The following is a 22391-nucleotide window of genomic DNA, read 5'->3' on the forward strand; positions in this document are numbered from 1 at the left end:
GTCGGATTCGGTTCCAGGGATTTCATCCTGGCACATTGGTTTCCGAACAGAAATCACCTGTTAGCGTCGAGAGGTGAATGCGGATCGACCCCAGGAGGAATCGTGCGGATCGCGGTGGTCGGCGGTGGGCCCGGTGGCCTCTGCCTGGCGGTGTGGGCGAGGCGACTCGACCCCGCCGGCGAGGTGACGGTCTGGGAGCGCAACCAGGTGGGTGGCACCTTCGGGTTCGGCGTGGTGTTCTCGGCCGGAGCGCTCCGCGACCTCGAGGAGACCGACCCCGTCCTGTACGACGGGGTGGTGGCGGAGTCCGCGCGCTGGACGGACATCGCCGTGCACTACCGGGGAGAGGCGGTGCGCAGTGGCGGCCACGGCTTCGCGGCCGTCAGCCGCAAAGCGCTACTGCGGCTGCTGCACCGGCGCTGCGCGCGGGCGGGCGTGCACCTCCGGTTCGGCGAGCAGGCTCCGCCGTTGGAGCGGCTGGCGGTCGAGTACGACCTGGTCGTCGCGGCCGACGGCGCCAACTCGGGTGTTCGGAGCGGCCTTTCGGAGGCGTTCGGCACCACGCTCGACACCCGCTCCTCGCGGTACATCTGGTTGGCCGTCGACCGGCCCTTCGACGCCCTGACCTTCCTCATCGCCGAGACCGGGCACGGTGTGCTGCACGGGCACGCCTACCCCTTCAGCGCCGAGCGGAGCACCTTCATCGTCGAGGCCGGCGAACGGGTCTGGCGGGCCTCGGGGTTCGGGGCGTCGACCGCCGGCCCGACCGCCGACGGCAGCGACCGGTCGGCGGTCGAGCGACTGGGAGAGGTCTTCGCCGGCGATCTGGACGGCCACCGGCTCACCGGCAACCGGTCCCGGTGGCAGCGCTTCACCGTGGTCCGCAACCGTCGCTGGTGGCAGCGGAACCTGGCCCTGGTCGGGGACGCGGCGCACACCACGCACTTCTCCGTCGGCTCGGGAACCAAGCTCGCCATGGAGGACGCCCTGGCCCTGGCGGACTCCCTCCGGGAGCACGACTGCTTCGGCGACGGCCCGCTGGAGGCGGCACTCGCCGACTACGAGCGGCGCCGCGCACCCGCGGTCGCGGCGGCGCAGCGAGCCGCACAGGTGAGCCTCGAATGGTTCGAGGACATCGACCGTGCCGTCGGGCGGGATGCGCCGGGTTTCGCGTTCGAGTTGCTCACCCGTGGTGGCCGACTGTCCCGTTCGGACTTGACATTCGCAGTCCGCCCGCCGGAGACTGATTTCCAGGGGGAAATCATCTAGCGCGTGCCGCACGTCGGCGCAGACGCCCCCCGGCAGTCGGATTCACTGCCTCCGCCCCTGTGTATTCCATGAATGGCCAGGGCTGTGCGGAAAGGAACCCCAGGAATGTCCAGCCTCATATCCTACGGCTCGCCGGCCGACCTCACGATTCCCCGAATGTTCGAGAGAACGGTGGCCGGATTCGGCACGCGTACCGCACTCGTGCACCGGGGCGGGCGCATCTCGTACGCCGAGCTCAATGCCCTGGCCAACCAGACCGCCCGGGTGCTGGGACGGGCGGGGGTGCGCCGGGGCACCCCGGTCGGCCTCCACCTGCACAGGTCGGTCGAGCTCTACGTGCTGATGCTCGCCGTCCTGAAGGCCGGAGGGTGTGTGGTCCCGCTGAACCCCGCCCACCCCGACCGGGTGGTCAAGGACAACCTCGACGCGGCGGGGGTGGGCCTGGTGGTCCATCAGGGAGAGTGGGACGCGGCGGCCTTCGGCAGCCATCTCCGCACCGCGTCGGCCGCCGAACTCGCCGAGCGGGCCGAACCCCTGGAGCAGGGCAACCCGGAGGTCGCGGCGGACGCCGAGAGCACCGCGTTCATCATGTTCACCTCCGGATCCACCGGTAGGCCGAAGGGCGTCCGGATCGCCCACCGCGGCCTGGCCCGCCTCGCCGTCCCCGACCCGGAACTGCGCATCACCGAACACGACCGCTTCGTCCAGCAGGCCGCCTTCTCGTTCGCGGCATCGACCATCGAGATCTGGCAGAGCCTGCTGCACGGCGCCGAGTTGGTCGTCCTGCCGCCGGGCCGGCCGAGCCTGGCGGAGTTGCGGGACGCCATCGAGGAGCATGCGGTGACGTTCCTCAGCCTGCCGTGCGGGCTCTTCAACCTGCTGGTCGACCACGAGCCGGCCAGTCTGCGCCGGCTTCGGGTGATCATGGTCAGCGGCGACTTCCCCTCACCGCGCCATCTCGCGAAGGCCACCGGGGAGACCGCCGCCCGGATCTACAACTGCTATGGCTGCACCGAGGCTTCCTCACTCGTGGCCGTCCATCCGGTCCACGCGTCCGGCGCCCTCGCCGCGACCGGGGCCGTCCCGATCGGCCGCCCGCTGCCGCTGATGACCATGGCGGTGCTCGACGAGCAGCTCCGGCCCTGCGGCCCGGGCGAGACGGGCGAGTTGTACATCGGCGGCGTCGGCGTGGCCCAGGGGTACCTGGGCCACGAGGCCCTGACGGGGCGGAAGTTCGTCCCCGGCCTCGACGGCGGCCTCCGCTACCGGACCGGGGACCTCGCCCGCAGCACGCCGGACGGTGACGTCGTCCTGGTCGGCCGGGCGGACGACATGGTCAAGATCCGCGGCCACCGGGTCGAGCCGGCCGCCGTGGAGCTCGCCCTGGGTGCGCACGACGCCGTCGACCGGGCCGTGGTCAGGGCCTTCGGTGACGAGGTCAGCCACAAGACCCTGGTCGCGTTCTACACCACGCGCGACGAGCGCCGCCCCGATCCCTCCGAACTCGCCGCCCACCTGCGGGAGTTCCTGCCGGACTACATGATCCCGTCGGACTTCCACCGGCTGGACGCCTTCCCCGTCAACGTGAACGGAAAGACCGACCGGAGCGCGCTCGCGGCTCCGGACGCCGTGCACCAGCGACTCGAAAGAGGTGCCCGCATGACCCGCACGAACAGCCCCCTCGAAGCCGCGGTACTGCAGATCTGGAAGGACATCATCGGCGTCGACGACTGTGCCACCACCGACGCCTTCCTCGACCACGGCGGGAACTCCCTGCACTTCGTCCAACTCGCCTCGCACCTGAGGACGGTGCTCGGCGTCGAGGTCGGCGTCGAGGACGTCTTCCGGGCCGGCAACGCCGAGAAGCTGGCCCGGCACATCGAGGACATCCGCGACGGCGCCCACTGACCCGGACCACCAACTCGCGGACGGGGCAGTGCCATGACGACCCTGCGTGCGTGCCTGGGGAACTTCCTCACCGGTGTCACGGTGGTCACCTTCCGGCGCGGACCCGACGTCCACGGCATCACGGTGAACTCCTTCACCTCCGTGTCCCTGGACCCGCCCCTCGTCCTGGTCTCCCTCGACCGGAACAGCCGCGCGGCCGGATCGCTGGACGCGGGTCCGTACGCCATCAACTTCCTCGCCGAGCAGCAGCGGGGACTCGCCCTGCACTTCGCGGGCCGGCCGATGCGCGCCCCGGTCCGCTGGACGACCGATGCCGCCGGGCCCCCGCTCCTCGCCGGGACCGTCGGACACCTGGTGTGTCACCCCTGGCGCCGCTACGACGGCGGGGACCACCTCCTGTTCATCGGCTCGGTGACGCACTTCGAGGTGACGGGCGGCCGGCCGCTCGCCTTCTTCCGCGGCGGCTTCCCCCGACTCGCCGTCGAAAATCACCAGTTGAGCAGGAAGGACCACCCATGACAGCGCACCGCGACGACACCGCGGCCGACACCCCGGCGACGCGGGTCACCCGGCCGCTCACCGGGGACGAGTACCTGGAGAGCCTGCGCGACGGGCGGGAGGTCTGGGCGTACGGCGAGCGCGTCGACGACGTCACCGAGCACCCGGCCTTCCGCAACACCGCGCGGATGACGGCGCGCCTCTACGACGCGCTGCACGACCCGGAGCGCGCGAAGATCCTGACCGCGCCGACGGACACCGGCAGCCAGGGCTTCACCCACAAGTTCTTCCGCATCCCCCGCACCGTCGAGGACCTGGTCGGGGACCGCGCGGCGATCGCCGAGTGGGCCCGGATGAGTTACGGATGGCTCGGGCGCAGCCCGGACTACAAGGCCAGCTTCCTGGTCAGCCTGGGCGTCGACCCCGACTACTACGGCGACTTCGCGGACAACGCCCGCCGCTGGTACCGCGAGGCCCAGGAGAAGGTCCTGTACTGGAACCACGCGGTGATCAACCCGCCCGTGGACCGCCACCGTCCCGCCGACGGCAACGACGTCTTCGTCCACGTCGAGGAGGAGCGGGACGACGGCCTCATTGTCAGCGGCGCCAAGGTCGTCGCGACCGGCTCGGCGATCACCCACTACAACTTCATCGCCCACTACGGACTGCCGGTGCAGAAGCGCGAGTACGCGCTGGTGTGCACCCTTCCGATGGACGCCCCCGGAGTGAAGCTCATCTGCCGCCCCTCGTACGCGATGGCGGCGAGCGCCGTGGGCAGCCCCTTCGACTATCCGCTGTCGAGCCGGATGGACGAGAACGACACCATCTTCATCCTCGACCGGGTCAAGGTCCCGTGGGAGAACGTCTTCATCTACGGAGACACCGCCAAGGCCGGCACCTTCCTGACCGCCTCGGGCTTCACCCACCGGCTGACCTTCCACGGCATCACCCGCCTCGGCGTCAAACTCGACTTCCTGGCGGGCCTGTTGCTCAAGGGCGTCGAGGCCACCGGGACCAAGGACTTCCGCGGCATCCAGACCCGCATCGGCGAAGTCCTCGCCTGGCGCAACATGTTCTGGGGCCTCGGCGACGCCATGGCGCACAACCCCGACCCCTGGCACGACGGAGCCCTGCTGCCCAACCTCGACTACGGCATGGCGTACCGCTGGTTCATGACGATCGGGTACCCGCGGATCCGCGAGATCCTGCTGCAGGACCTCGGCAGCGCGCTGATCTACGTCAACTCCCATGCCAGGGACTTCCAGCAGCCCGAACTGCGGCCGCTGCTGGACAAGTACGTGCGCGGCTCCAACGGCTACGACGCCGTCGAGCGGGTCAAGCTGATGAAGCTCATCTGGGACTCCATCGGCACCGAGTTCGGCGGCCGGCACGAGCTGTACGAGCGCAACTACTCGGGCAACCACGAGAACGTCCGGATCGAACTCCTGCTGGCCCAGCAGAGCTCCGGACTCGTCGACGCGTACAAGGGCTTCGCCGAGGAGTGCATGGCTGAGTACGACCTCGACGGCTGGCGCGCCCCCGATCTGATCGATCCCTGAACGGGGAGTCACATGCCCATCGCCGTCTTCACGCTCGGCATCGGTGTCTTCTGCCTCAACACGACCGAGATCATGGTCTCCGGGCTGCTGCCCAGCCTGTCGGCCGAGTTCGACGTGTCGGTGTCGACAGTCGGGTACCTGGTCTCCGTCTTCGCCCTGGGCATGGTGATCGGCGGCCCCCTGCTGACGGTCGCGCTGCTGCGGGTGCACCGCAGGAGGGCCCTGGTCGGCCTGCTCCTGGTGTTCGTGCTCGGCCAGGCGCTGGGCGCGGTGTCCCCGGAGTTCTGGGTGCTCGTGGTCGCGCGGGTCGTCACCGCGCTCGCCGCCTCCGCCTTCTTCGGCATCGCCGTCGCCGTCTCCGCCCAGCTGGTCGCGGTCGACCTGCGCGGGCGTGCCCTGTCGGTCCTGCTCGGCGGCGTCATGATCGCCCAGGTGGTCGGGCTGCCGGTGGCCGCCCTCATCGACCGGCACTTCGGCTGGCGGGCGAGCTTCTGGGCGGTGGCCGCCGTGGCCGCGGTGAGTGCCGTCGCCGTCCGGCTACTGGTCCCGGTCACCCCGCTGCCGGAACGGATCGACGTCCGCGGGGAGGTCGCGGCCCTCCGTGCTCCCGGGCTCTGGGCGGTCTACGCCACCAACGCCATGGTCATCGGCTCCATCGTGGCCGGCACCAGCTACTTCTCGCCGATCTTCGTCGAGGTCGGGGGCTTCTCCCCCGGCACGGTGCCCTGGCTCTTCGCGGTCTTCGGTACCGGCACCGTGATCGGAAACGCGATCATCGGCCGCTTCGTCGACCGGTACCTGATGCCGTTGATCTTCTACGGACTGATCGGGGTGACGCTCTGCCTGGTGGTGTTCGCGCTGGTCGCCCACAACCGGGTGGCCACCGTCGCGGTCCTCGCCCTGCTCGGACTGATCGGCCTGCCGCTCAACCCGGCGATGGGGGCGCGGGTGATGCGGGTGGCCAACGACGGCCCACTGGTCAGCACGGTCAACGCGTCGGCGATCAACGTCGGTGTGGTGCTGGGCCCTTGGGCGGGCGGCCTCGCCATCAGTGCCGGGGCAGGGCTGGTCGCTCCGCTGTGGGTCGGCTCCGGCATGGCCTTCATCGGACTGGTGACGGTGGCGCCCGCCTTCGTGATCAGCTGTCGACGACCACGAGGGTGAAGCCGTCGTACCCCTTGGCTCCGACGGTCTGCACGGTGGTGGCGGTGACCCGCGGCTCCCCGGCGAGCAGCTCGTGGAACCGCCGGGCCCCGCCGACCCCTGGATCCGTGTTCGCCGGGTCGGTGATCGCGCCGCCGAGGACCACGTTGTCGACCACCATGACGCTGCCCGGCCGGGACAGCCTGAGGGCCCAGGTGAAGTATTCGGGAATGCCCGCCTTGTCGGCGTCGATGAAGAACAGGTCGAACGGGCCGACCCCCTCGGCCTCGAGCTGCGGCAGGACGTCGAGCGCCCTGCCGACCCGTTGGTCGACGACGTCACTCAGCCCGGCCCGCTCGATGGTGTCCCGTGCCGCCTCGGCGAACACGATTCCGGATTCGATCGTGACGAGTCGTCCGCCCGCCGGCAGCGCCCTCGCGAGCCAGATGGTGCTGTAGCCGCCGAACGTCCCGATTTCCAGAATCGACCGCGCACCCCGGATCCGCGCCAGCAGATGCAGCAGCATTCCCTGGTTGGGCGCCACTTCGACACCGGGGAGGCCGACCTCCCTGCTCATTCCCGAGGCGGCGTCCAGTACCGGATCGTGCGGTATGAGCAGGGAGTTGGTGTACGAGTCGACCGCTGTCCACTGGTCCTGGTCCATTGAATTCCTCCAGTGCAGGCCGATAAAGCTACCTGAAGGAAAACATACAGCTGCCACCAACGCGCTGGTAGACCATTTCCAGGTGATCGTAGTCGAACAAGGTTAGCCTGTGATTTCCTTATGGAAATCAGTTGGCGCAGCGCCGGGACGACAGCGGCGCCATTGCGGTGGGCGGAGGTCGTGGATTATGTCTGACCGGGGAAACGCGCGCTACGGCGGCGACATCGTGCTCGTCGGTGCGCGGGAGAACAACCTCAAGAACGTCTCGCTGACCATCCCCAAGGGGAAACTCACCGTCTTCACCGGAGTATCCGGATCCGGTAAGTCGTCGATCGTGTTCGGCACCATCGCGGTGGAATCCCAGCGTCAGCTCAACGAGACGTTCCCCTGGTACGTACGCAATCGGCTCACCCGCTACGAACGGCCGCGTGCCGAGCTGATGGAGAACCTGTCCACCGCGATCGTGGTCGACCAGAAACCCGTCGGCGGCAACTCACGGTCCACCGTCGGCACCATGACCGAGGTCCACCCCATGCTGCGCGTGCTGTTCTCGCGCCACGGAAAACCCAGCGCCGGGCCGTCCAACCTGTACTCCTTCAACGACCCGCACGGCATGTGCGAAACCTGCCAGGGCCTGGGCCGCACCACCACCGTGGACCTGCACCGGCTGCTGGACGAGGACAGGACGCTCAACGAGGGCGCCATCAACTTTCCCTCGTTCGCCGTCGGCACCGCCCAGTGGCAGCTGTACGCGGAATCGGGCCTCTTCGACCCTGACAAGCCCCTCGCCCGGTTCACCGACCAGGAGCGTGAACTCTTCCTGTACGGCAGCGGGTTCCGGGTGGACCGACGCAGCCGCCACACCGTGTACAAGAACGAGTACGAGGGCGTGGTGACCCGCTTCACCCGCCGTTACCTGGCCCGCGAGGCAGGGACCCTGAGCGACCGGGACCGCGACGCCATGGCCCGGGTCGTCACCGAGGGCCCGTGCGCGGACTGCGGCGGCGGCCGCCTCAACGCGGCCGCGCGGCGCTCGAGGATCGGCGCACACAACATCGTCGACTGCACCGCGATGGAGATCGGCGAGCTCATCGACGTCCTCGCCGCCATCGACGACCCCGTCGCGAAGCCCGTGGCGGCTGCGGCCCTCGCGGTCCTGCACCGCATCGCCGCCGTGGGCCTGGGCTACCTGAGTCTGGACCGCGAGACCTCGACCGTGTCCGGGGGCGAGGGCCAGCGCCTCAAGATCGTGCGCCACCTCGGCAGCAGCCTCACCGATGTGACGTACATCTTCGACGAACCCAGCGTCGGACTGCACCCGCGCGACGTCCACCGCCTCAACGAACTGCTCCTCGCCCTGCGGGACAAGGGCAACACCGTGCTGGTCGTCGAGCACGACCGTGAGGTGATCGCCATCGCCGACCACGTCGTCGACATGGGCCCGGGGGCCGGCACCCACGGTGGTGAGGTCGTCTTCGAAGGCACGGTCGAGCGGCTGCGCAGCTCCGGTTCCCTCACCGGACGACGCCTCGGCGCCGTCCGCGGACTCGACCGGCAACCACGCACCCCCACCGGTGCGTTCACCATCAGCGGGGCCGATCTGCACAACCTCAGGAACGTCACCGTCGACATCCCCACCGGTGTGCTGACCGCCGTCACCGGCGTGGCCGGCTCGGGCAAGAGCAGCCTCGTCTCCGGAGTCTTCGCCGCCCAGCAGCCGGACGCGGTCTTCGTCGACCAGTCGGCGATCGGCATCTCGACCCGCTCCACCCCGGCCACCTACGTCGGCATCATGGACACCATCCGCACCCTGTTCGCCCGGGCCAACGGCGTCGACCCGGGCATGTTCAGCTTCAACTCCACCGGCGGCTGCCCCGAATGCAAGGGCCGTGGTCTGATCGAGAACGACCTCGCCTTCCTGGACCCGGTCACCACCGTCTGCGAGGTCTGCGAAGGCCGGCGCTACCGCCAGGAGGCCCTCGAACACCGCCTGGCGGGCCGCACCATCGTGGAGACCCTGCGGCTGACCGTCGAAGAGGCCCTCGACCACTTCGACGAACGGAGGATCCTGCGCAAGCTCGCCCTCCTCCAGGAGGTCGGCCTCTCCTACCTCACCTTGGGACAGCCGCTGTCCACGCTCTCCGGCGGTGAGCGCCAGCGCCTCAAACTCGCCGACCGGCTGCGGGAGTCGGGCGGCCTCTACGTCTTCGACGAGCCGACGACCGGCCTGCACATGGCGGACGTCGAGACGCTGCTCACCCTCCTCGACCGGCTGGTCGACGGCGGCAACACCGTGGTGGTGATCGAGCACGACCTGGACGTGGTCAAGCACGCCGACTGGGTCATCGACCTCGGTCCCGAGGCGGGCCGGCACGGCGGCCGGGTCGTCTTCGAAGGCACACCGGAGCAACTGAGCACGGCCCAGGGCTCGTTCACCGCCGAGTACCTCCGCAAGGACCTCGCACAGAGCGCCGTCGGGCGCTGACCCGCCGCGCGCCCCCTGCGCGCACCACACCGCTGAGGAGTGACGGTTCCCATGGCAGAACCCACCCAGACCGAGGTACGGCACGCCCTGGACGGAGGACTGGAGGGGCTGAGGTTCCCCCGGAAGGTGATCGTCGTCGGTGCCGGCCTCTCCGGCCTCGCCGTCGCCCTTGAACTCACCCGGCGCGGCAGCCACGTCGTCGTCCTCGAAGCGAGCGACCGCCCGGGCGGCCGGGCCTACACCCTTCGCGCTCCGTTCGCCGACGGCCTGCACGCCGAGGCCGGCGCGATGACCGTGACCCCCCACTGCCACTACGCGATGCACTACATACGGGAGTTGGGCGTCGGGCTGGAGACCTCGGACCTGGTCGACACCGACTTCTCGTACTTCGCGCGCGGGCGGTTCGCCACCCCCGACCCCGCATCGCTGGGCCGCCTCGGTCTGCCGTTGACGGACGACGAACGACAGCTGGGCACCGCCGGGATGATCGACCGGTACGTACAGGCCCTGTGCCGCGAACTCGAACCGGAGATCTCCGCCCCCGAGTGGCGCGTCACCGGACGCACGGCCCCGTACGACCTCCGCTCGGTGCACCAGGTCCTGCGCGAGCGGGGCGCGTCGGAGGCGGCGATCGAGCTCATGGAGCCCTACTTCCTCGAGATGCGCGGCGGAGATCTCACCGCGGCATCGGCACTGGCCTGGCTGCGCCACGAGGCCGGCCCGCACTCGCTGGTCCGGGCGGATGCCGGGTGGTCGAAGATCAAGGGCGGCACGGACCGCTTCCCGCAGGCCTTCGCCGAGCGGCTCAAGGACCGCATCCGCTACCGGAATCCGGTGGTGCGGGTGGAACAGGACGATGCCGCGGCCCGGGTCACCTTCGTCGACCAGGGGCGGCTGCAGGCCCTGGAGGCGGACCGCGTCGTACTGACCGTGCCGTTCAGCGTGATCCGGCACATCGACTTCTCCGGCGCGCGGTTCAGCGCCGCCAAGCACGACGCGATGCGCCGGCTCAGGTACTCCTCGATCGTCCGGATCTACCTCCAGATGCGGCGGAAGTTCTGGGCGGCACCCAACGCGAGCTACGCCACCGACCTCCCCGTGCGCTGGGTCCGCGACGCGACGCCTCACGCGGAGGGGCCGCGCAGGATCGTGGAGTGCCTGATCACCGGCTGGCGGGCGAAGGCGGTCGCCGCGATGGGCGAGGAGGAGCGGTTGCGGTTCGCCCTGGACCAACTGGAACTGCCGCTGCCCGGGGCCCGGGACCACTTCGAGACCGGCACCTCCGTCGCCTGGGACAGGCAGCCCTACGCCGAGGGCGCCTACATCCTGCCGGAGACCGGCCACACCGCGCTCATGCCCGCCGTCCGCAGGCCCGAGGGGCGGGTCCACTTCGCCGGTGAACACGCCGCCTTCGAACCCAACGGAGGGGCGATGACCCTCGCGCTGGAGTCCGCCGTCCGCACCGTGGTCGAACTCGGTTCGTAGCACCCGTCGCCCATCGACAGGAGGCACAGCATGACCAGCTCCACCGGCACCGTCGAACTCACCAGTGGCGGAGGGCGGGAGGCCCACGCGCAGACCGACCGGCTGCGCGCCACCGGACCCGCCGCACGCATCCGGATGCCCGAAGGCGTCACCGCCTGGTCCGTCACCCGGGGCGAGGTGGCGAAGTTCCTGCTCACCCACCCCGAGGTCTCCAAGGACGCCCGCAAGTCCTGGCCCGGCTACCGGCCGGGCGCCGTCGCCTGGTTGAACCCCTGGGTCGACATCGTCTCCATGCTCACCACCGACGGGGCGGACCACCAGCGGCTGCGCCAACTGGTCGGCAAGGCCTTCACCCCGCGCCGCATCGACGACCTCCGCCCGGCCGTCGAGGCAACCGTCGCCGAACTCCTCGACGCCCTCGAAGGCACGGCCGCCCCCGGCACCGCAACCGACCTGCGCGCGGCCTTCGCCCTGCTGCTGCCGACCCGGGTGATCTGCGACCTGTTCGGCGTACCGGAGCGCCAACGCCCGGCGATGCTGCAGGCGTTGGAGGCCTCGCTGGAGACCGGTGCGACACCCGAGGAGGCGGCGGCGACCCGCGACGGCCTGTCCGCCGCGATGCACACCCTCATCGACCACAAGCGCCGGATACCCGGCGACGACATGACCAGCGTGCTGCTCGCCACGCACGAGGAGGACGGGGACCACCTCAGCGAGGAGGAGCTCATCTCCACACTGATCAGCATGGTCGGCGCGGGGTCGCAGACCACCGCCGCCGTCATCGACCACGCGGTGTGTGAACTCCTCACCCATCCCGAGCAGTTGGCCGTCGCGGTCGAGCAGCCGAAGCGCTGGGACGACGTGGTCGAGGAGACCCTGCGCCTGCACGCGCCGATCATGCACCTGCCGCTGCGCTACGCCACCGCCGACATCGACCTCGGTGCGGGCGTGGTCATCGCGAAGGGCGAGCTCATCGTGATCGGCTTCGCCGCACACGGCCGTGACCCCGGTGTCCACGACGCCCCCGGGTCCTTCGTGATCGACCGCGAGGACAAGGCCCACCTCGCCTTCGGCCACGGCGTCCACTACTGCATCGGCGCCCCGCTCACCCGGCTCGAAGCCGTCATCGCCCTCCCGGCCCTGTTCGAGCGCTTCCCCGGCATCTCCCTCGCCACCGCGGTCACGGATCTGGAGCCGAAGGCATCGTTCATCGACAACGACTACCGGACCCTGCCCGTCCGTCTCACCCGATGAATCAGAGAGCGCAGTGTTTGCCATGACAGTCAAGACAGTGCATTGGCGCCACCGGTCCGCCGTGGCCCTGGCGGTGGTGGTCTGCTTCCTGGTGCCGGCCGTACCGTCGGCCGCCTCCGTGCGGCCGGCCGGTCCCTCGCCGGACAAGGTCGCGGCGGCCCCGTCCCGCACCCCGGAGGAATTTCCTTCGGTGGTCGGACAACTGCCGGTCCCACCAGCGCAGGACAGCTTCTACCAACCGCCCGAGCCACTGCCCCAGGGCGATCCGGGAGATGTGATCCGCTACCGGAAGTCCACGGTGAATCTCGGGCCGCTGCCCTTCCCGCTGACGGCCTGGCAGATGCTGTACCTGACGGAATCGGCGACCGGCGAACGGATCGCCGTGTCGGGCACGGTGTTCGTGCCGGTGCTGCCGTACCCGGGAGACCGGCCGCTGGTCGCCTACCCGCCCGGCACGCAGGGCCAGGGTGCGGACAGCATGCTGGGGTACCGGCTCCGCCTGGGGCTGGAGTACGAGGAGGCAAGCGTGCTGCCCCCGGCGCTCGGTCTGGGCTGGGCCTTCACCATGACGGACTATCAGGGCGCCGGCCGGGACGGCACGCACGTCTACGGTGTAGCACCTGCCCTCGGCCGCCAGACGCTGGACTCGGCCCGGGCGGCGCAGCGGTTGCCGGGTACCGGGCTGAGGTCCACCACTCCGGTGGCCCTCTGGGGGTACTCCGAAGGCGGGGTCGCCGCCACGGCGGCGGCGGAGCTGCACTCCGCCTACGCACCGGACCTGAAGGTCGTGGGCGCCGCCCTGGGCGGTGGGATCAAGAACCCGGCCACCACGATGCGCTACGAGGAGGGGACCGAGACCTTCGGCGTCTCACTCGCTGTCATCCAGGGCTTCCACAATGCCTACCCCGAACTGCCGTACGCCGAGCTGATGACGGCGAACGGGCGGGAGCTGTACCGCCGGATCGACCGCTCCGAACTGCTCGGTCTAGTCTTCGGATTCCCGTACCTGAGGTTCACGGACGCGTTCACCTCCAGCCCGCTGGACGACCCCCGTTGGAAGGCCGCACTCAGCAAGGTCGAGTTCGGGCACCGGAAGCCCGACCTGCCGCTCTTCATGTACCACGGCACCGCGGATCAGGTGCTGCCCTACGCCGACATGCAGGCACTGGGACGGGACTACTGCCGCATGGGCGTCCCGGTCGACTTCCTGACCCTGCCCCTGGCCGATCACTTCGCGGCCTACGTGGCGGGCGCGCCACCCGCCGTGGCGTGGCTGACCGCACGATTCGCGGGCCGGCCCACGGGCCGCGGCACCTGCCGGTAGGTCAGCGGAGGGAGGAGCCGATGCCGATCCCTCCGTCGACGTCGAGCACCACGCCGGTGACGTAGCGGGCGCCCGGCGAACAGAGGAACGCGGCCGCTTCGGCGATGTCGGCGGGAGTCCCGGTGTGACGTATGGGGATCCTGGCCGTGAGCGTGTCCCGGGCCCGGTCGTCCATCGAGGCCAGCATGGGTGTCTCGATCAGGCCGGGCGCGATCGCGTTGACGGTGATGCCCTGCCGTGCCGTCTCCAGCGCCAGAGCCCGGGTGAGCCCGACCACGCCGGCCTTGGCCGCGACGTAGTTGGCCTGGCCGAAGTTGCCGCGCCAGGCCGCCGACGAGAACGACAGGATGCGTCCGTAGCTGCGCCGTCGCATGACGGGGAGCACGGCCCGTATCCCGTAGAAGGCACCTGTCACGTTCACCCCCAGGACCGCCTCCCAGTCCCCGTCGCTGATGTTCTCGGCCCGGTTGTCACGGATGATGCCCGCGGTGTTGACGAGCACGTCGATCCGGCCGTGGGCCGCGTCGAGGGCCGCGATCCAGTCGGAGACCTCGCCGGAGGCGGTCACGTCCACCTGGTCGGCGCGCGCCGGAGCGGGGAGTCCGGCCGCGGCCGCGGCGACGGCGGGTCCGTCGCGGTCGGCGAGAGCCACGGTGGCGCCCTCGGCGGCGAAGCGCTCCGCAAGGGCCAGCCCGAGCCCTTGAGCGGCCCCGGTGATCGCGACGATCTGGTCCTGGTACCGGTGCACCTTCGTCACACCTCCCTGCGGTCGGTCAGGAATGCGCGCAGGGCGTCGGCCACGGGGGTGGCGTCCCAGTGCGCGGAGAACTCGGCCAGTTCGGCGCCCGTCCCCGCTGCGGCAGGAAGGGACTCGGTGGTGCAGAGCAGCTGCTTGACGCGGGCCTGCGCCGGGCCCGCAGCGGCGGCCAGTTCCTCGGCAACGTCCTGGACGGCGCCGTACAGGTCTGCGGCGGGAACGGTCGAGTGGAGCCAGCCGCTGAAGAGACGGTCCCGGGCGGGGAGGAGCCTTCCGGTCAGCATCAGATAGCGCGCCGGGTTGGCGCCCAGTCGCCGGGGCAGCCGGACGCTCGCGCCGCCGGCCGGGAGCAGCTGGTTGCGTACGTGGCCGTCGCCGATCAGTGCGTCGTCCGCCGCGATGACCACGTCGCAGGCGAGCGCCAGTTCCAGCCCGCCGGCGACCGCGTGTCCGTGGATCGCGGCGACGACGGGCAGGTGGGAGGTCTCGATCCGCGAGAAGAGCGCCGATGCCCGGAAGAGGGACCGCACGGGGTCGCGTCCCTGCTCGGCGACGTCCAGCAGATGGCGCAGATCGGCCCCGGCACAGAAGCTCTGCCCCTGCCCGGCGATCACGACAACGGCGGTGCCGGCATCGCCCTCGGCCTGGCCGAAGGCCCGGTCGAGACTCTCGATCAGTGTCCGGTCGAGGGCGTTGCGCCGGTGCGGCCTGTTCAGACGGAGCCAGCGGACTGCGCCGCGCTGCTCCACGAGGAGGTCGTTCACGTCGTCACTCCCCCGTCCCGGGATGGTGCGAGACACGCCGGCGTCGCAGGAGGTAGCGCTGGATCTTGCCGGCAGGGGTCCTGGGCAGGCTGTCGAGGAAGTGGACGGCCCGGGGATAGGCATGCGCCGCGTAGCGCTGCTTGACCAACTGCTGGAGTTCGGCGGCCAGTTCGGGTGTGCCCACGGTGTCAGTGCTGGGCACGACGTAGGCCTCCAGGGCTTCGCCGCGGGCTTCGTCCGGCGCGCCGATGACGGCGCACTCGGCGACGCCGGGGTGTTGCAGCAGGACCGACTCGATGTCGAAGGGGCCGATGCGGTACCCGGCCATCAGGATCACGTCGTCGTCGCGTGAGACGAAGAAGAAGTCGCCGTCGGTGTCCATGTGCCCCAGATCGCCGGTGAGGTAGGACGCACCGTCCGCGGTGAACTTCTCCGTCCGGTGCTCCGCGCCCTGGTAGTCGTGAAAGGTCATCAGCGGGCTGTTGCGCACGTCGACCGCGATCCGCCCCACGACTCCGGCCTCGACCGGATCGCCGGTCACGCCGTCCAGCACCTGCAGCCGCCAGCCGGGCAGGCAACGGCCCATGGACCGCGGCTTGGCCGGTCGCGCCAGCGCGGGATGCCAGCAGTCGGCGAGCACCATGCCCACCTCGGTCTGGCCGAAGTGGTCGTGCACGCGGACGCCGAGCTCGCGCTCTGCCCAGTCGGACACGTCCGGCGTCAGGGGCTCCCCGGCGCTGGAGGCACGGCGCAGGCGTACTCCCTCGGGCACGCTCCCCGAGGCGCGCAGGGCGCGGTAGACCGTCGGAGCGGCGGCGAAGTTCGTCACCGCCTGGCTGCTCAGGACGGACCAGGTCGTCGCCGCGTCGAAGCGGCCGCTCACCAGCACGCTGCAGTGCCCGGCCGCCAGCGGTGCGACGACCGCGCTGTACAGGCCGTAACCCCAGCCGGGGTCGGCCGCGCACCAGTAGACGTCGTCACCGGTGAGCCCCAGGCCGTGTTCGAGGTAGCTCTGGCAGGCGGCAATGTAGGCGACGGGATGGACCACCCCCTTGGGCGCGCCGGTGGTGCCGGAGGTGAACATGTGGACCAGCGGACGGTCGCCGCCCCGGGGCCGTTCCGGCAGGTCCGCCGGGTCTGCGGCTCGTCTCAGCTCGGCCAGCAGGTACTCGCCGGGGCCCGCCGCGTCCGCAGCGACCACGGTCGCCCAGGAGCGCTCGGCGGGCAGGTCCGGTCCGGTCCGGAGCTTCGTCCGCTGCTGTGCGTCCGTGACGACGACCCGCGCCTGGCTCCCGGCCAGGCGAGCGCCGATGGCCTGCGGGCCGAAGGCGGTGAACAGCGGCACGTACACCGCACCCAGCCGCCAGATGCCCAGCATCACGGACACCAGATCGATGCTCTTTCCCATGAGCGTGGCGACCCGGTCTCCGGCGCCCACCCCGAGCCCTGCCAGGGCCGCTGCGCATTCCAGGGACCGCGCTCGCAGCTCTCCGAAGGTGACACCACGGACCGTCAGATCCTCCGCGATCAGGGTGAAGGCCGGTGCGTCGGACGGGTGGCGGTCGCAGAGCAACCAGGCCGGGTCCGCATCCGGAGAGAAGAAGTCACCGATCAGCTCCGACGTCCGCCTCTGCAGGTCAACCATGACAACCCCTAGGGTACGTTTTCGGGTACTTTAATCGGCATAAAAGTACCCATACCATGGTGACACAAGGGCCGGCCGAACGCCGCCGCGCGCGGCCGTGACAGCTGCCAGTGGCACAGCGGGCCGTGACAGACTGATCGCGTGGCAGCCCTACCCGAGACCCGCGACCACCGCCCCCGCCGGACGGCACGCCGCCGAACCGTCGACACCACGCGACGGGAGGAACTGCTCACCGAGGCCGAGGCGATCATCCTGGCCGAGGGCTTCACCGCGGTGACCATGGACGGCCTCGCCCGACAGCTGGGGTGCTCGAAAGCCACCCTCTACAGCCTGGCCGCCACCAAGGAACAACTGGTCCTGGCCGTGACCCGCAGCTTCTTCAGAAAAGCCACGGCCGACATCGAACAGGCAGTCGCGGACGAAGCCGACCCCCGGCAACGGATCCGCACCTACCTCGCGGGAATCGCCACCGCCATGCGCCGGCACTCCCCCGCCTTCTACGACGACATGGTCGGCTACGAGCCCACCGCACGCGTCTACCAGCAGAACTCCGCCGCAGCCGCACAGCGCGTCCACGACCTGATCGAAGCCGGCATGCGCGCCGACGTCTTCCGAGAAGTCAACGGCCACTTCGCCGCCCACGTCGTGACCGTCACCATCGACGCGATCCGGTCCGGCACCCTGCTGGAGACCACCGGCCTCACCGCAGCAGAAGCCGTCTCCGAACTCGGCGACCTCCTGCTCAACGGCCTCCGCCCGGCCTGACCCTGGCAATCAGCGGCAACCACACCGCCTACGTGTAGGACCGGGCGTGTTCGCCGTCCCGCCACCCTGCGGCCGTACCCGGTCCGGCGGGATCAGCGGCTTACCCCGGCGCAGCCGGGAGCTCCAGCTCACCGCCGCACTCGACGGCGGCGGTGAGCAGGTGAGCGTGGTGCTGACGTGCGACGGCCTCGAGCAGCGCGGCGCGCGGACCGGCTCGCCGATCGACGGGCCGGGCGGTCGGCGGTCAGTCCGCCGTGGCGATCAGCGGCTGGAGCAGGACGTCGGGCTGGGCGCGCTGGAAGGCGTTCAGCTGCCACTTGTCGGAGAACAGGGCCAGCAGCACGTCATCCGAGCGGCGGGTGAGCACCTCGCCGTTGATCAGGCGGGACTTGCCCAGGACGGCAGCGCCGTTGGCGTCAGTGATCCGGGCCAGGCGGTAGGAGAGCTGGTCGAGCGCGATGGGGGAAGAGAACTCGTGCTCCATCCGGTGCAGGATCACATCGAACTGCATCGGGCCGACCGCCGCCATGACCGGCGCCTGGTCGCCGCGCCGGTCGGAGACCAGTACCTGGATCACGCCTTCCTCGTCGAGTTGGGAGATGCCCTTGCGGAACTGCTTGGACCGGCTGATGTCCTTGGGCCGTGCCACCGCGAAGTACTCGGGGGCGAAGGCGGGCAGCGGGGGGTACTCGGCTTTCTTGCCGGTGAAGAGGGTGTCGCCGACCCGCAGCGCGCTCGCGTTGATCAGGCCGACCACATCGCCGGGGTACGCGGTGTCGACCACCGTGCGCTCGGCTCCGAAGACGGTGTGCGCGTACTTGGTGGCGAACGAGCGGCCGCTGGCCGCCCGGGTGACGTGCATGCCGCGCTCGAAGACGCCGGAGCAGACCCGGACGAAGGCGATCCGGTCGCGATGGGCCGGGTCCATGTTCGCCTGGATCTTGAACACCAGGCCGGAGAACTCCTCGCTGACCTCGCGGCTACCGCCCTTGGCCAGCGGACGGGGCCCGGGAGCCGGAGCGAGGTCGACCACGGCGTCCAGCAGGAGCTTCACACCGATGTTGGTCAGCGCGGCACCGAAGAAGACCGGGCTGATCTTGCCGGCCTCGAAGGCCTCCTGGTCGTAGCCGGGGCCGGACGAGAGCACCAGCTCCAGCTCCTCCAGGGCGGTCGTCCAGGCTTCGCCCTCCTGCTCGGCGGCTTCCTCGGAGGTGAGCTGCTCCTCGAGGGCGGCGTGCGTACCGGCCGGCACCTTGGTGTAGCGCAGCATCTGCTCGGTGTTGCCCGCTTCGACCAGGCCGCGCAGGTTGCCCGCGCTGCCCACCGGCCAGACGACCGGGACGGGGGTGATCCCGAGGTGCGTCTCGATGTCCTCGAGCAGGGTGAGTGCTTCCTGGCCGCGCCGGTCCCACTTGTTGATGAAGGTGATCACGGGGACGCCGCGATGGCGGCAGACCGCGAAGAGCTTGCGGGTCTGCTCCTCCAGCCCCTTGGCCGCGTCGACCAGCATGATCGCGCAGTCGACGGCGGCCAGCACCCGGTAGGTGTCCTCGGAGAAGTCGGCGTGGCCGGGGGTGTCGACCAGGTTCATCACGTGGCCGCGATAGCCGAACTGCAGCGCGGCCGAGGTCACCGAGATACCGCGCTCGCGCTCCAGTTCCATCCAGTCGCTGGTCACGCCGCGCCGGTCACCCTTGGCGTGCACCGCACCGGCAGAGGTGATCGCCCGCGCGTGCAGCGCCAGCGCCTCGGTGAGCGTGGACTTGCCCGCGTCCGGGTGGCTGATCACAGCGAAGGTCCGTCGGCGGCCGGCCTCATTGAGGACCTGCAGGACGGGGACTGACTGTACGGTGCTCACGTGATTCCTCGGGTACGCATCGGAAGCAGGCCGGGTGACGCCTCTCCGTACCTGGCGAGCCGGGGATCAGGTCCACAGGCCCAGGAAGCGATAATAGGCGGTCGGGTGGCGTGGCCCCGAATTCCCGTCCGCTGGGGCAGAAACTGATCCAGGCTCGGCCGGCCTCGCTCTTGGGCCGGCCGAAGGCCTGCCAGTACCGAGGACGACCTCGAGCAGGTCGCTGACCTGGTCGGCGTACTCGTCGGCGTTGTGCCGCAGGAACGTCACGGCCTCCAGTTGGGCGACGTGATGGGGGCGCAGGTCCAGCAGGCGGACGTAGCCGAACGCCGGGATCAGGTCGCACTCGACCCGCGCCACTTACCCGGCGTAGGTGTTCGGCGACAGGTTCGCCTTCCTGGGGGTCAAGGGGTCGCAGGTTCAAATCCTGTCGTCCCGACTGTGAAGTCGATGGTGAGAGCCGGTACTTGGGAAAGCAGGTACCGGCTCTTTCTGTCACTGCGTCAGCTGGTGGTCGCTTGGTGGTCACCGGGCCATATCGGCCAGGACGCTGACGGTTCTGCTGTCACCGGCCACGGCAACCCGCTCCTCGCCGCCCTCGTCCGCCCTGACGGCATCCACTCCACCGTCCCGCCGCAACTCATCGTAGGAGTTCCACCCCGATGCAGTTGCCTGATAGCGCACTTGGCTTGGGGTCAGGCACGCCCGGGCGAGCGTGCCCGCTATCTGCAGCGTCAGCGCGCAGCTCAACCTCGGCCGGGGCGAGGCCACCTCGTACTGCGTCAGCCCAGGATCGCTGAACGTCAACGAGCACCGCGACGTCATCAGGTGCACCGTGGAACGCGGCCGCGGCAACCCCCACGAGGTCACCTTCTCGGTGTGGGGACCGTGGGCGGGCGTCGGCAAAACGTCGGTCGCCCGGTGCCCGCTCAGCTCCAGCACCGCCGACTACTGGTACGAGACGCGCTAGAGCGCGGACCACGAGACCCGAGGAAGGCAACATGCCCAGCACGCACGTGGACGATCCCGCATTCGGCGCGGTGGAGGTGACGGTCGATCCCGGCACCGCCCAGGTGACGGTCCGCGGCCGAGCGCTACCGCAGGTGAGCATCCGGCGCCGCCCCGGCATCGCCTCCGACCGCCGCACACCGATCGGCAGCCGCGCCGCCGCCGACCTCGAACTGCTCGTCGACGGCGAGCCTGTCCCCGTCCGGCCGGCCCTCGCCTTCGTCAGCAGGCGCTCACGTCGCGTCGACGTCCGCTACCGAAGCCACGACTACCGCTTCTACCCCACGACAGGCACCCGCAGCGTCCTGGCGCGCGACGGGCAACCGATCGGTGACCTCCATGTACCGGCAGGCGCCGGCACCAGGGCGCACTGGCCGGCCGGCTCGGGAGTCACCGGGGCCGAGGCCGCGCTGGCCTACGCCCTGGCGGCAGCGTTCGGGATCGGCTCTCCGGGCCCCGTGAAGTCCGCCATCGGCGCCGGGGCCATCTCGCCGCCCTTCTGAGGCAGGCCTGGCACAGGAAGAGCCGAGCCGTGAACTCTCGCGACCGGCCGGGCCGGCACCCCCGCCCCAACCGGGACGGGCCACTCCGCGGCACGCGACGTGTGCCGCAGACCGGCGGACTCGAACATCGGAACCACCAGATCGGGAGAAGCCATGTCGATCGGACCAGGTCTCGCGGGCATGCCCATGGACGAGTGGAAGATCCGGACCGCAAAAGGGCGTGAGTACATCTTCGACAATGAGGAGGAGGCACGGTCCGCACGGCCCGAGTACGGCGAGGGCTGCACCCTGTGGAAGCGCAAGGCGTACCGGGGAATCGCCAACCTCTCAATGTCCCCACGAGGCTGGACCCAGGTCGACTGACAGACGGTAGCCGCCGCCCCGCCCGCACTGCTCCCACGCAGGGCCCGCCGCAGAGCACCCGCAACCCTCACGCCCGGACCACCACCAGAGACAGGCATCGCCCGCGGTCGGCCGCAGCGGTTGCGAGCCGGCTGGCGGTTCCCGCCCACCCAGGCACGACGCACCCACGGCCGGCCCACTCCCAGCCCTCGGTGCCGGCATCGTCGGGTCCAGAAGCCGGCCAGGAGAGGAAACCGCAGCGGTGACGGTGAGCGACGTCCCTGCCCCGTGCCCGCCACCACCAGGGGCTTCGACGCGGGCAAGAAGGTCAAGGGCCGCAAGCGGTTCATCGTCACCGACACCCTCGGCCTGCTCCTGGCGGTGCATGTGGTCGCGGCGAACATCCAGGACCGCGACGGCGCGAAGCACCCGTCTGCGGGCCCCGGGTCAGGGGCGCAGGGCTGTGAGGGCGACGTTGCTGTGGCGCGGGGAAGTGTGTGGCGGCTGCATCCCGTCGGCCTCGATGCGGGAGGTGTGGGTGAGCAGTACGGCGCGCAGGCAGTGGAATGCGGAGCGCGTGGCCGGTGTGGCGTACTGCAGGAGGTTGGGCACTGCCTGGCTCGGCAGGAAGACGACGGCCGACTCTCGGCGCATCAGGACGTCCAGATCCAGGAGCAGTTGCTCTGTCCGGCTCGGCGGGTAGCCGCTGACCAGCGCGAGCGAGAGCTCGGGAAGGCCGAGGGTTGGCAGTAGCAGTGGGTCTGCGGTGAGGGTCGTGGTGAACGGCCTTCCGTACGGGGGTCGGTGGCGGCCGGCGTCGAGTGAGATGACCGGCGTGTGCCGGTCGGCGAGTGTGTGCGCCAGATGAGCGGCCTGTTCGCCGACGGCAAGGACGGTGGAGGTCGCCGTCCAGCGGGCCGCTTCGATGACCGACCTGCGCAGGGAGAGGGCGCACTGCTCCGGGTGGGTGCTGCTGCAGAAGGTGGGGGGTGATGTCATCTGGGACTCCTTGACCGGTGCTCCACCGCTCCCTGCGGCGGACCCCGCAGGTCGGGGCTCGCGAACTACTTCGGGGCGGCCCGTCCGCCGGCTTGCCGCCGGGTTCCGGTTTCACCCGCACGCGACCGCGGTCAGTGCCCTGCGGAACGGGGAGTCAGCGGAAG

The 22391-nt window shown here is 70.4% G+C and carries 20 protein-coding genes and 1 pseudogene; 14 read left to right on the forward strand and 7 right to left on the reverse strand.

The genetic code is table 11. The features are described from left to right. Window positions 1-102 precede the first annotated feature (102 nt). The 5 genes from ABT118_RS09150 to ABT118_RS09170 all read left to right on the forward strand — a co-directional run bounded on the left by ABT118_RS09150 (window position 103) and on the right by ABT118_RS09170 (window position 6398). Complete coding sequence (locus ABT118_RS09150; RefSeq protein WP_350646094.1) at window positions 103-1269, forward strand: FAD-dependent monooxygenase; 1167 nt, start codon at window positions 103-105, stop codon at window positions 1267-1269. A gap of 156 nt (window positions 1270-1425) precedes the next feature. Further along, on the forward strand, window positions 1426-3177 hold the full coding sequence (locus tag ABT118_RS09155) for a non-ribosomal peptide synthetase (RefSeq protein WP_350646095.1): 1752 nt from the start codon (window positions 1426-1428) through the stop codon (window positions 3175-3177). A 33-nt stretch (window positions 3178-3210) separates the two neighbouring features. Further along, window positions 3211-3696, forward strand: a complete 486-nt coding sequence (locus tag ABT118_RS09160) for a flavin reductase family protein (protein ID WP_350646096.1) — start codon at window positions 3211-3213, stop codon at window positions 3694-3696. After that, complete coding sequence (locus ABT118_RS09165) at window positions 3693-5234, forward strand: 4-hydroxyphenylacetate 3-hydroxylase family protein (RefSeq protein WP_350646097.1); 1542 nt, start codon at window positions 3693-3695, stop codon at window positions 5232-5234. The genes ABT118_RS09160 and ABT118_RS09165 overlap by 4 nt, the downstream gene beginning before the upstream one ends. A gap of 12 nt (window positions 5235-5246) precedes the next feature. Next, window positions 5247-6398, forward strand: coding sequence for an MFS transporter (locus ABT118_RS09170; protein WP_350646098.1), 1152 nt, complete (start codon window positions 5247-5249; stop codon window positions 6396-6398). Here the strand turns inward: ABT118_RS09170 and ABT118_RS09175 are convergent. Next, window positions 6373-7041 (reverse strand): O-methyltransferase, encoded by a 669-nt coding sequence (locus tag ABT118_RS09175; RefSeq protein WP_350646099.1) that lies wholly within the window; start codon window positions 7039-7041, stop codon window positions 6373-6375. The genes ABT118_RS09170 and ABT118_RS09175 overlap by 26 nt on opposite strands. Before the next feature lie 187 nt (window positions 7042-7228). Between ABT118_RS09175 and ABT118_RS09180 the strand changes: the two genes are divergently transcribed. From ABT118_RS09180 to ABT118_RS09195, 4 genes are read left to right on the forward strand one after another with little or no spacing between them, the layout of a single operon-like run. Further along, window positions 7229-9526, forward strand: a complete 2298-nt coding sequence (locus ABT118_RS09180; protein ID WP_350646100.1) for an ATP-binding cassette domain-containing protein — start codon at window positions 7229-7231, stop codon at window positions 9524-9526. 51 nt (window positions 9527-9577) lie between these two features. Continuing rightward, on the forward strand, window positions 9578-11011 hold the full coding sequence (locus ABT118_RS09185; RefSeq protein ID WP_350646101.1) for a flavin monoamine oxidase family protein: 1434 nt from the start codon (window positions 9578-9580) through the stop codon (window positions 11009-11011). Window positions 11012-11041: 30 nt separating this feature from the next. Then, entirely contained in the window at window positions 11042-12265 is a 1224-nt protein-coding gene (locus ABT118_RS09190; RefSeq protein ID WP_350646102.1) for a cytochrome P450 family protein, read from the forward strand. A gap of 22 nt (window positions 12266-12287) precedes the next feature. Next, window positions 12288-13589, forward strand: coding sequence for a lipase family protein (locus ABT118_RS09195; RefSeq protein WP_350646103.1), 1302 nt, complete (start codon window positions 12288-12290; stop codon window positions 13587-13589). Between the two features lies 1 nt (window position 13590). Here the strand turns inward: ABT118_RS09195 and ABT118_RS09200 are convergent, their stop codons facing one another. The 3 genes from ABT118_RS09200 to ABT118_RS09210 are packed head-to-tail and all read right to left on the reverse strand — an operon-like array spanning window position 13591 to window position 16755. Continuing rightward, entirely contained in the window at window positions 13591-14346 is a 756-nt protein-coding gene (locus tag ABT118_RS09200; protein ID WP_350646104.1) for an SDR family oxidoreductase, read from the reverse strand. Next, window positions 14343-15110 (reverse strand): enoyl-CoA hydratase/isomerase family protein, encoded by a 768-nt coding sequence (locus ABT118_RS09205; protein ID WP_350646105.1) that lies wholly within the window; start codon window positions 15108-15110, stop codon window positions 14343-14345. Before ABT118_RS09205 ends, ABT118_RS09200 begins: the two co-directional genes overlap by 4 nt. A gap of 4 nt (window positions 15111-15114) precedes the next feature. Continuing rightward, window positions 15115-16755 (reverse strand): AMP-binding protein, encoded by a 1641-nt coding sequence (locus ABT118_RS09210; protein WP_350646106.1) that lies wholly within the window; start codon window positions 16753-16755, stop codon window positions 15115-15117. Window positions 16756-16896: 141 nt separating this feature from the next. Between ABT118_RS09210 and ABT118_RS09215 the strand changes: the two genes are divergently transcribed. Beyond that, on the forward strand, window positions 16897-17520 hold the full coding sequence (locus tag ABT118_RS09215; protein WP_350646107.1) for a TetR/AcrR family transcriptional regulator: 624 nt from the start codon (window positions 16897-16899) through the stop codon (window positions 17518-17520). A 244-nt stretch (window positions 17521-17764) separates the two neighbouring features. On the opposite strand, the gene ABT118_RS09220 is transcribed toward ABT118_RS09215, so the two are convergent. Then, the gene (locus ABT118_RS09220; protein WP_350646108.1) at window positions 17765-19378 is read right to left on the reverse strand and encodes a peptide chain release factor 3; all 1614 of its coding nucleotides are present in this window, start codon (window positions 19376-19378) and stop codon (window positions 17765-17767) included. Window positions 19379-19444: 66 nt separating this feature from the next. After that, window positions 19445-19735 carry a hypothetical protein gene (locus ABT118_RS09225; protein ID WP_350646109.1) on the reverse strand — a complete coding sequence of 97 codons (291 nt, stop codon included), beginning with the start codon at window positions 19733-19735 and terminating at the stop codon, window positions 19445-19447. Window positions 19736-20090: 355 nt separating this feature from the next. Here ABT118_RS09225 and ABT118_RS09230 point away from each other — a divergent pair, with 355 nt between their 5' ends. The 4 genes and pseudogenes from ABT118_RS09230 to ABT118_RS09245 all read left to right on the forward strand — a co-directional run. Then, window positions 20091-20345, forward strand: a complete 255-nt coding sequence (locus tag ABT118_RS09230) for a hypothetical protein (protein ID WP_350646110.1) — start codon at window positions 20091-20093, stop codon at window positions 20343-20345. 31 nt (window positions 20346-20376) lie between these two features. Beyond that, entirely contained in the window at window positions 20377-20886 is a 510-nt protein-coding gene (locus ABT118_RS09235) for a hypothetical protein (RefSeq protein WP_350646111.1), read from the forward strand. A 153-nt stretch (window positions 20887-21039) separates the two neighbouring features. After that, entirely contained in the window at window positions 21040-21249 is a 210-nt protein-coding gene (locus ABT118_RS09240; RefSeq protein ID WP_350646112.1) for a hypothetical protein, read from the forward strand. A gap of 282 nt (window positions 21250-21531) precedes the next feature. Further along, a pseudogene (locus ABT118_RS09245) lies at window positions 21532-21651 on the forward strand (transposase); the annotation flags it as partial. Between the two features lie 24 nt (window positions 21652-21675). Here ABT118_RS09245 and ABT118_RS09250 read toward each other — a convergent pair. Continuing rightward, entirely contained in the window at window positions 21676-22227 is a 552-nt protein-coding gene (locus ABT118_RS09250) for a hypothetical protein (protein WP_350646597.1), read from the reverse strand. Window positions 22228-22391: the final 164 nt, after the last annotated feature.

The organism is Kitasatospora sp. NPDC002040 (assembly GCF_040296785.1).
Classification (GTDB): domain Bacteria; phylum Actinomycetota; class Actinomycetes; order Streptomycetales; family Streptomycetaceae; genus Kitasatospora.

Bases quoted from the DNA above. Each gene is read 5' to 3' on its own strand.
- ABT118_RS09160 (WP_350646096.1), top strand. From the start codon at position 3,211: ATGACGACCCTGCGTGCGTGCCTGGGGAACTTCCTCACCGGTGTCACG.
- ABT118_RS09195 (WP_350646103.1), top strand. From the start codon at position 12,288: ATGACAGTCAAGACAGTGCATTGGCGCCACCGGTCCGCCGTGGCCCTG.
- ABT118_RS09185 (WP_350646101.1), top strand. From the start codon at position 9,578: ATGGCAGAACCCACCCAGACCGAGGTACGGCACGCCCTGGACGGAGGA.
- ABT118_RS09170 (WP_350646098.1), top strand. From the start codon at position 5,247: ATGCCCATCGCCGTCTTCACGCTCGGCATCGGTGTCTTCTGCCTCAAC.
- ABT118_RS09155 (WP_350646095.1), top strand. From the start codon at position 1,426: ATGTTCGAGAGAACGGTGGCCGGATTCGGCACGCGTACCGCACTCGTG.
- ABT118_RS09240 (WP_350646112.1), top strand. From the start codon at position 21,040: ATGTCGATCGGACCAGGTCTCGCGGGCATGCCCATGGACGAGTGGAAG.
- ABT118_RS09210 (WP_350646106.1), bottom strand. From the start codon at position 16,755: ATGGTTGACCTGCAGAGGCGGACGTCGGAGCTGATCGGTGACTTCTTC.
- ABT118_RS09250 (WP_350646597.1), bottom strand. From the start codon at position 22,227: ATGACATCACCCCCCACCTTCTGCAGCAGCACCCACCCGGAGCAGTGC.
- ABT118_RS09235 (WP_350646111.1), top strand. From the start codon at position 20,377: ATGCCCAGCACGCACGTGGACGATCCCGCATTCGGCGCGGTGGAGGTG.
- ABT118_RS09165 (WP_350646097.1), top strand. From the start codon at position 3,693: ATGACAGCGCACCGCGACGACACCGCGGCCGACACCCCGGCGACGCGG.
- ABT118_RS09175 (WP_350646099.1), bottom strand. From the start codon at position 7,041: ATGGACCAGGACCAGTGGACAGCGGTCGACTCGTACACCAACTCCCTG.
- ABT118_RS09180 (WP_350646100.1), top strand. From the start codon at position 7,229: ATGTCTGACCGGGGAAACGCGCGCTACGGCGGCGACATCGTGCTCGTC.
- ABT118_RS09190 (WP_350646102.1), top strand. From the start codon at position 11,042: ATGACCAGCTCCACCGGCACCGTCGAACTCACCAGTGGCGGAGGGCGG.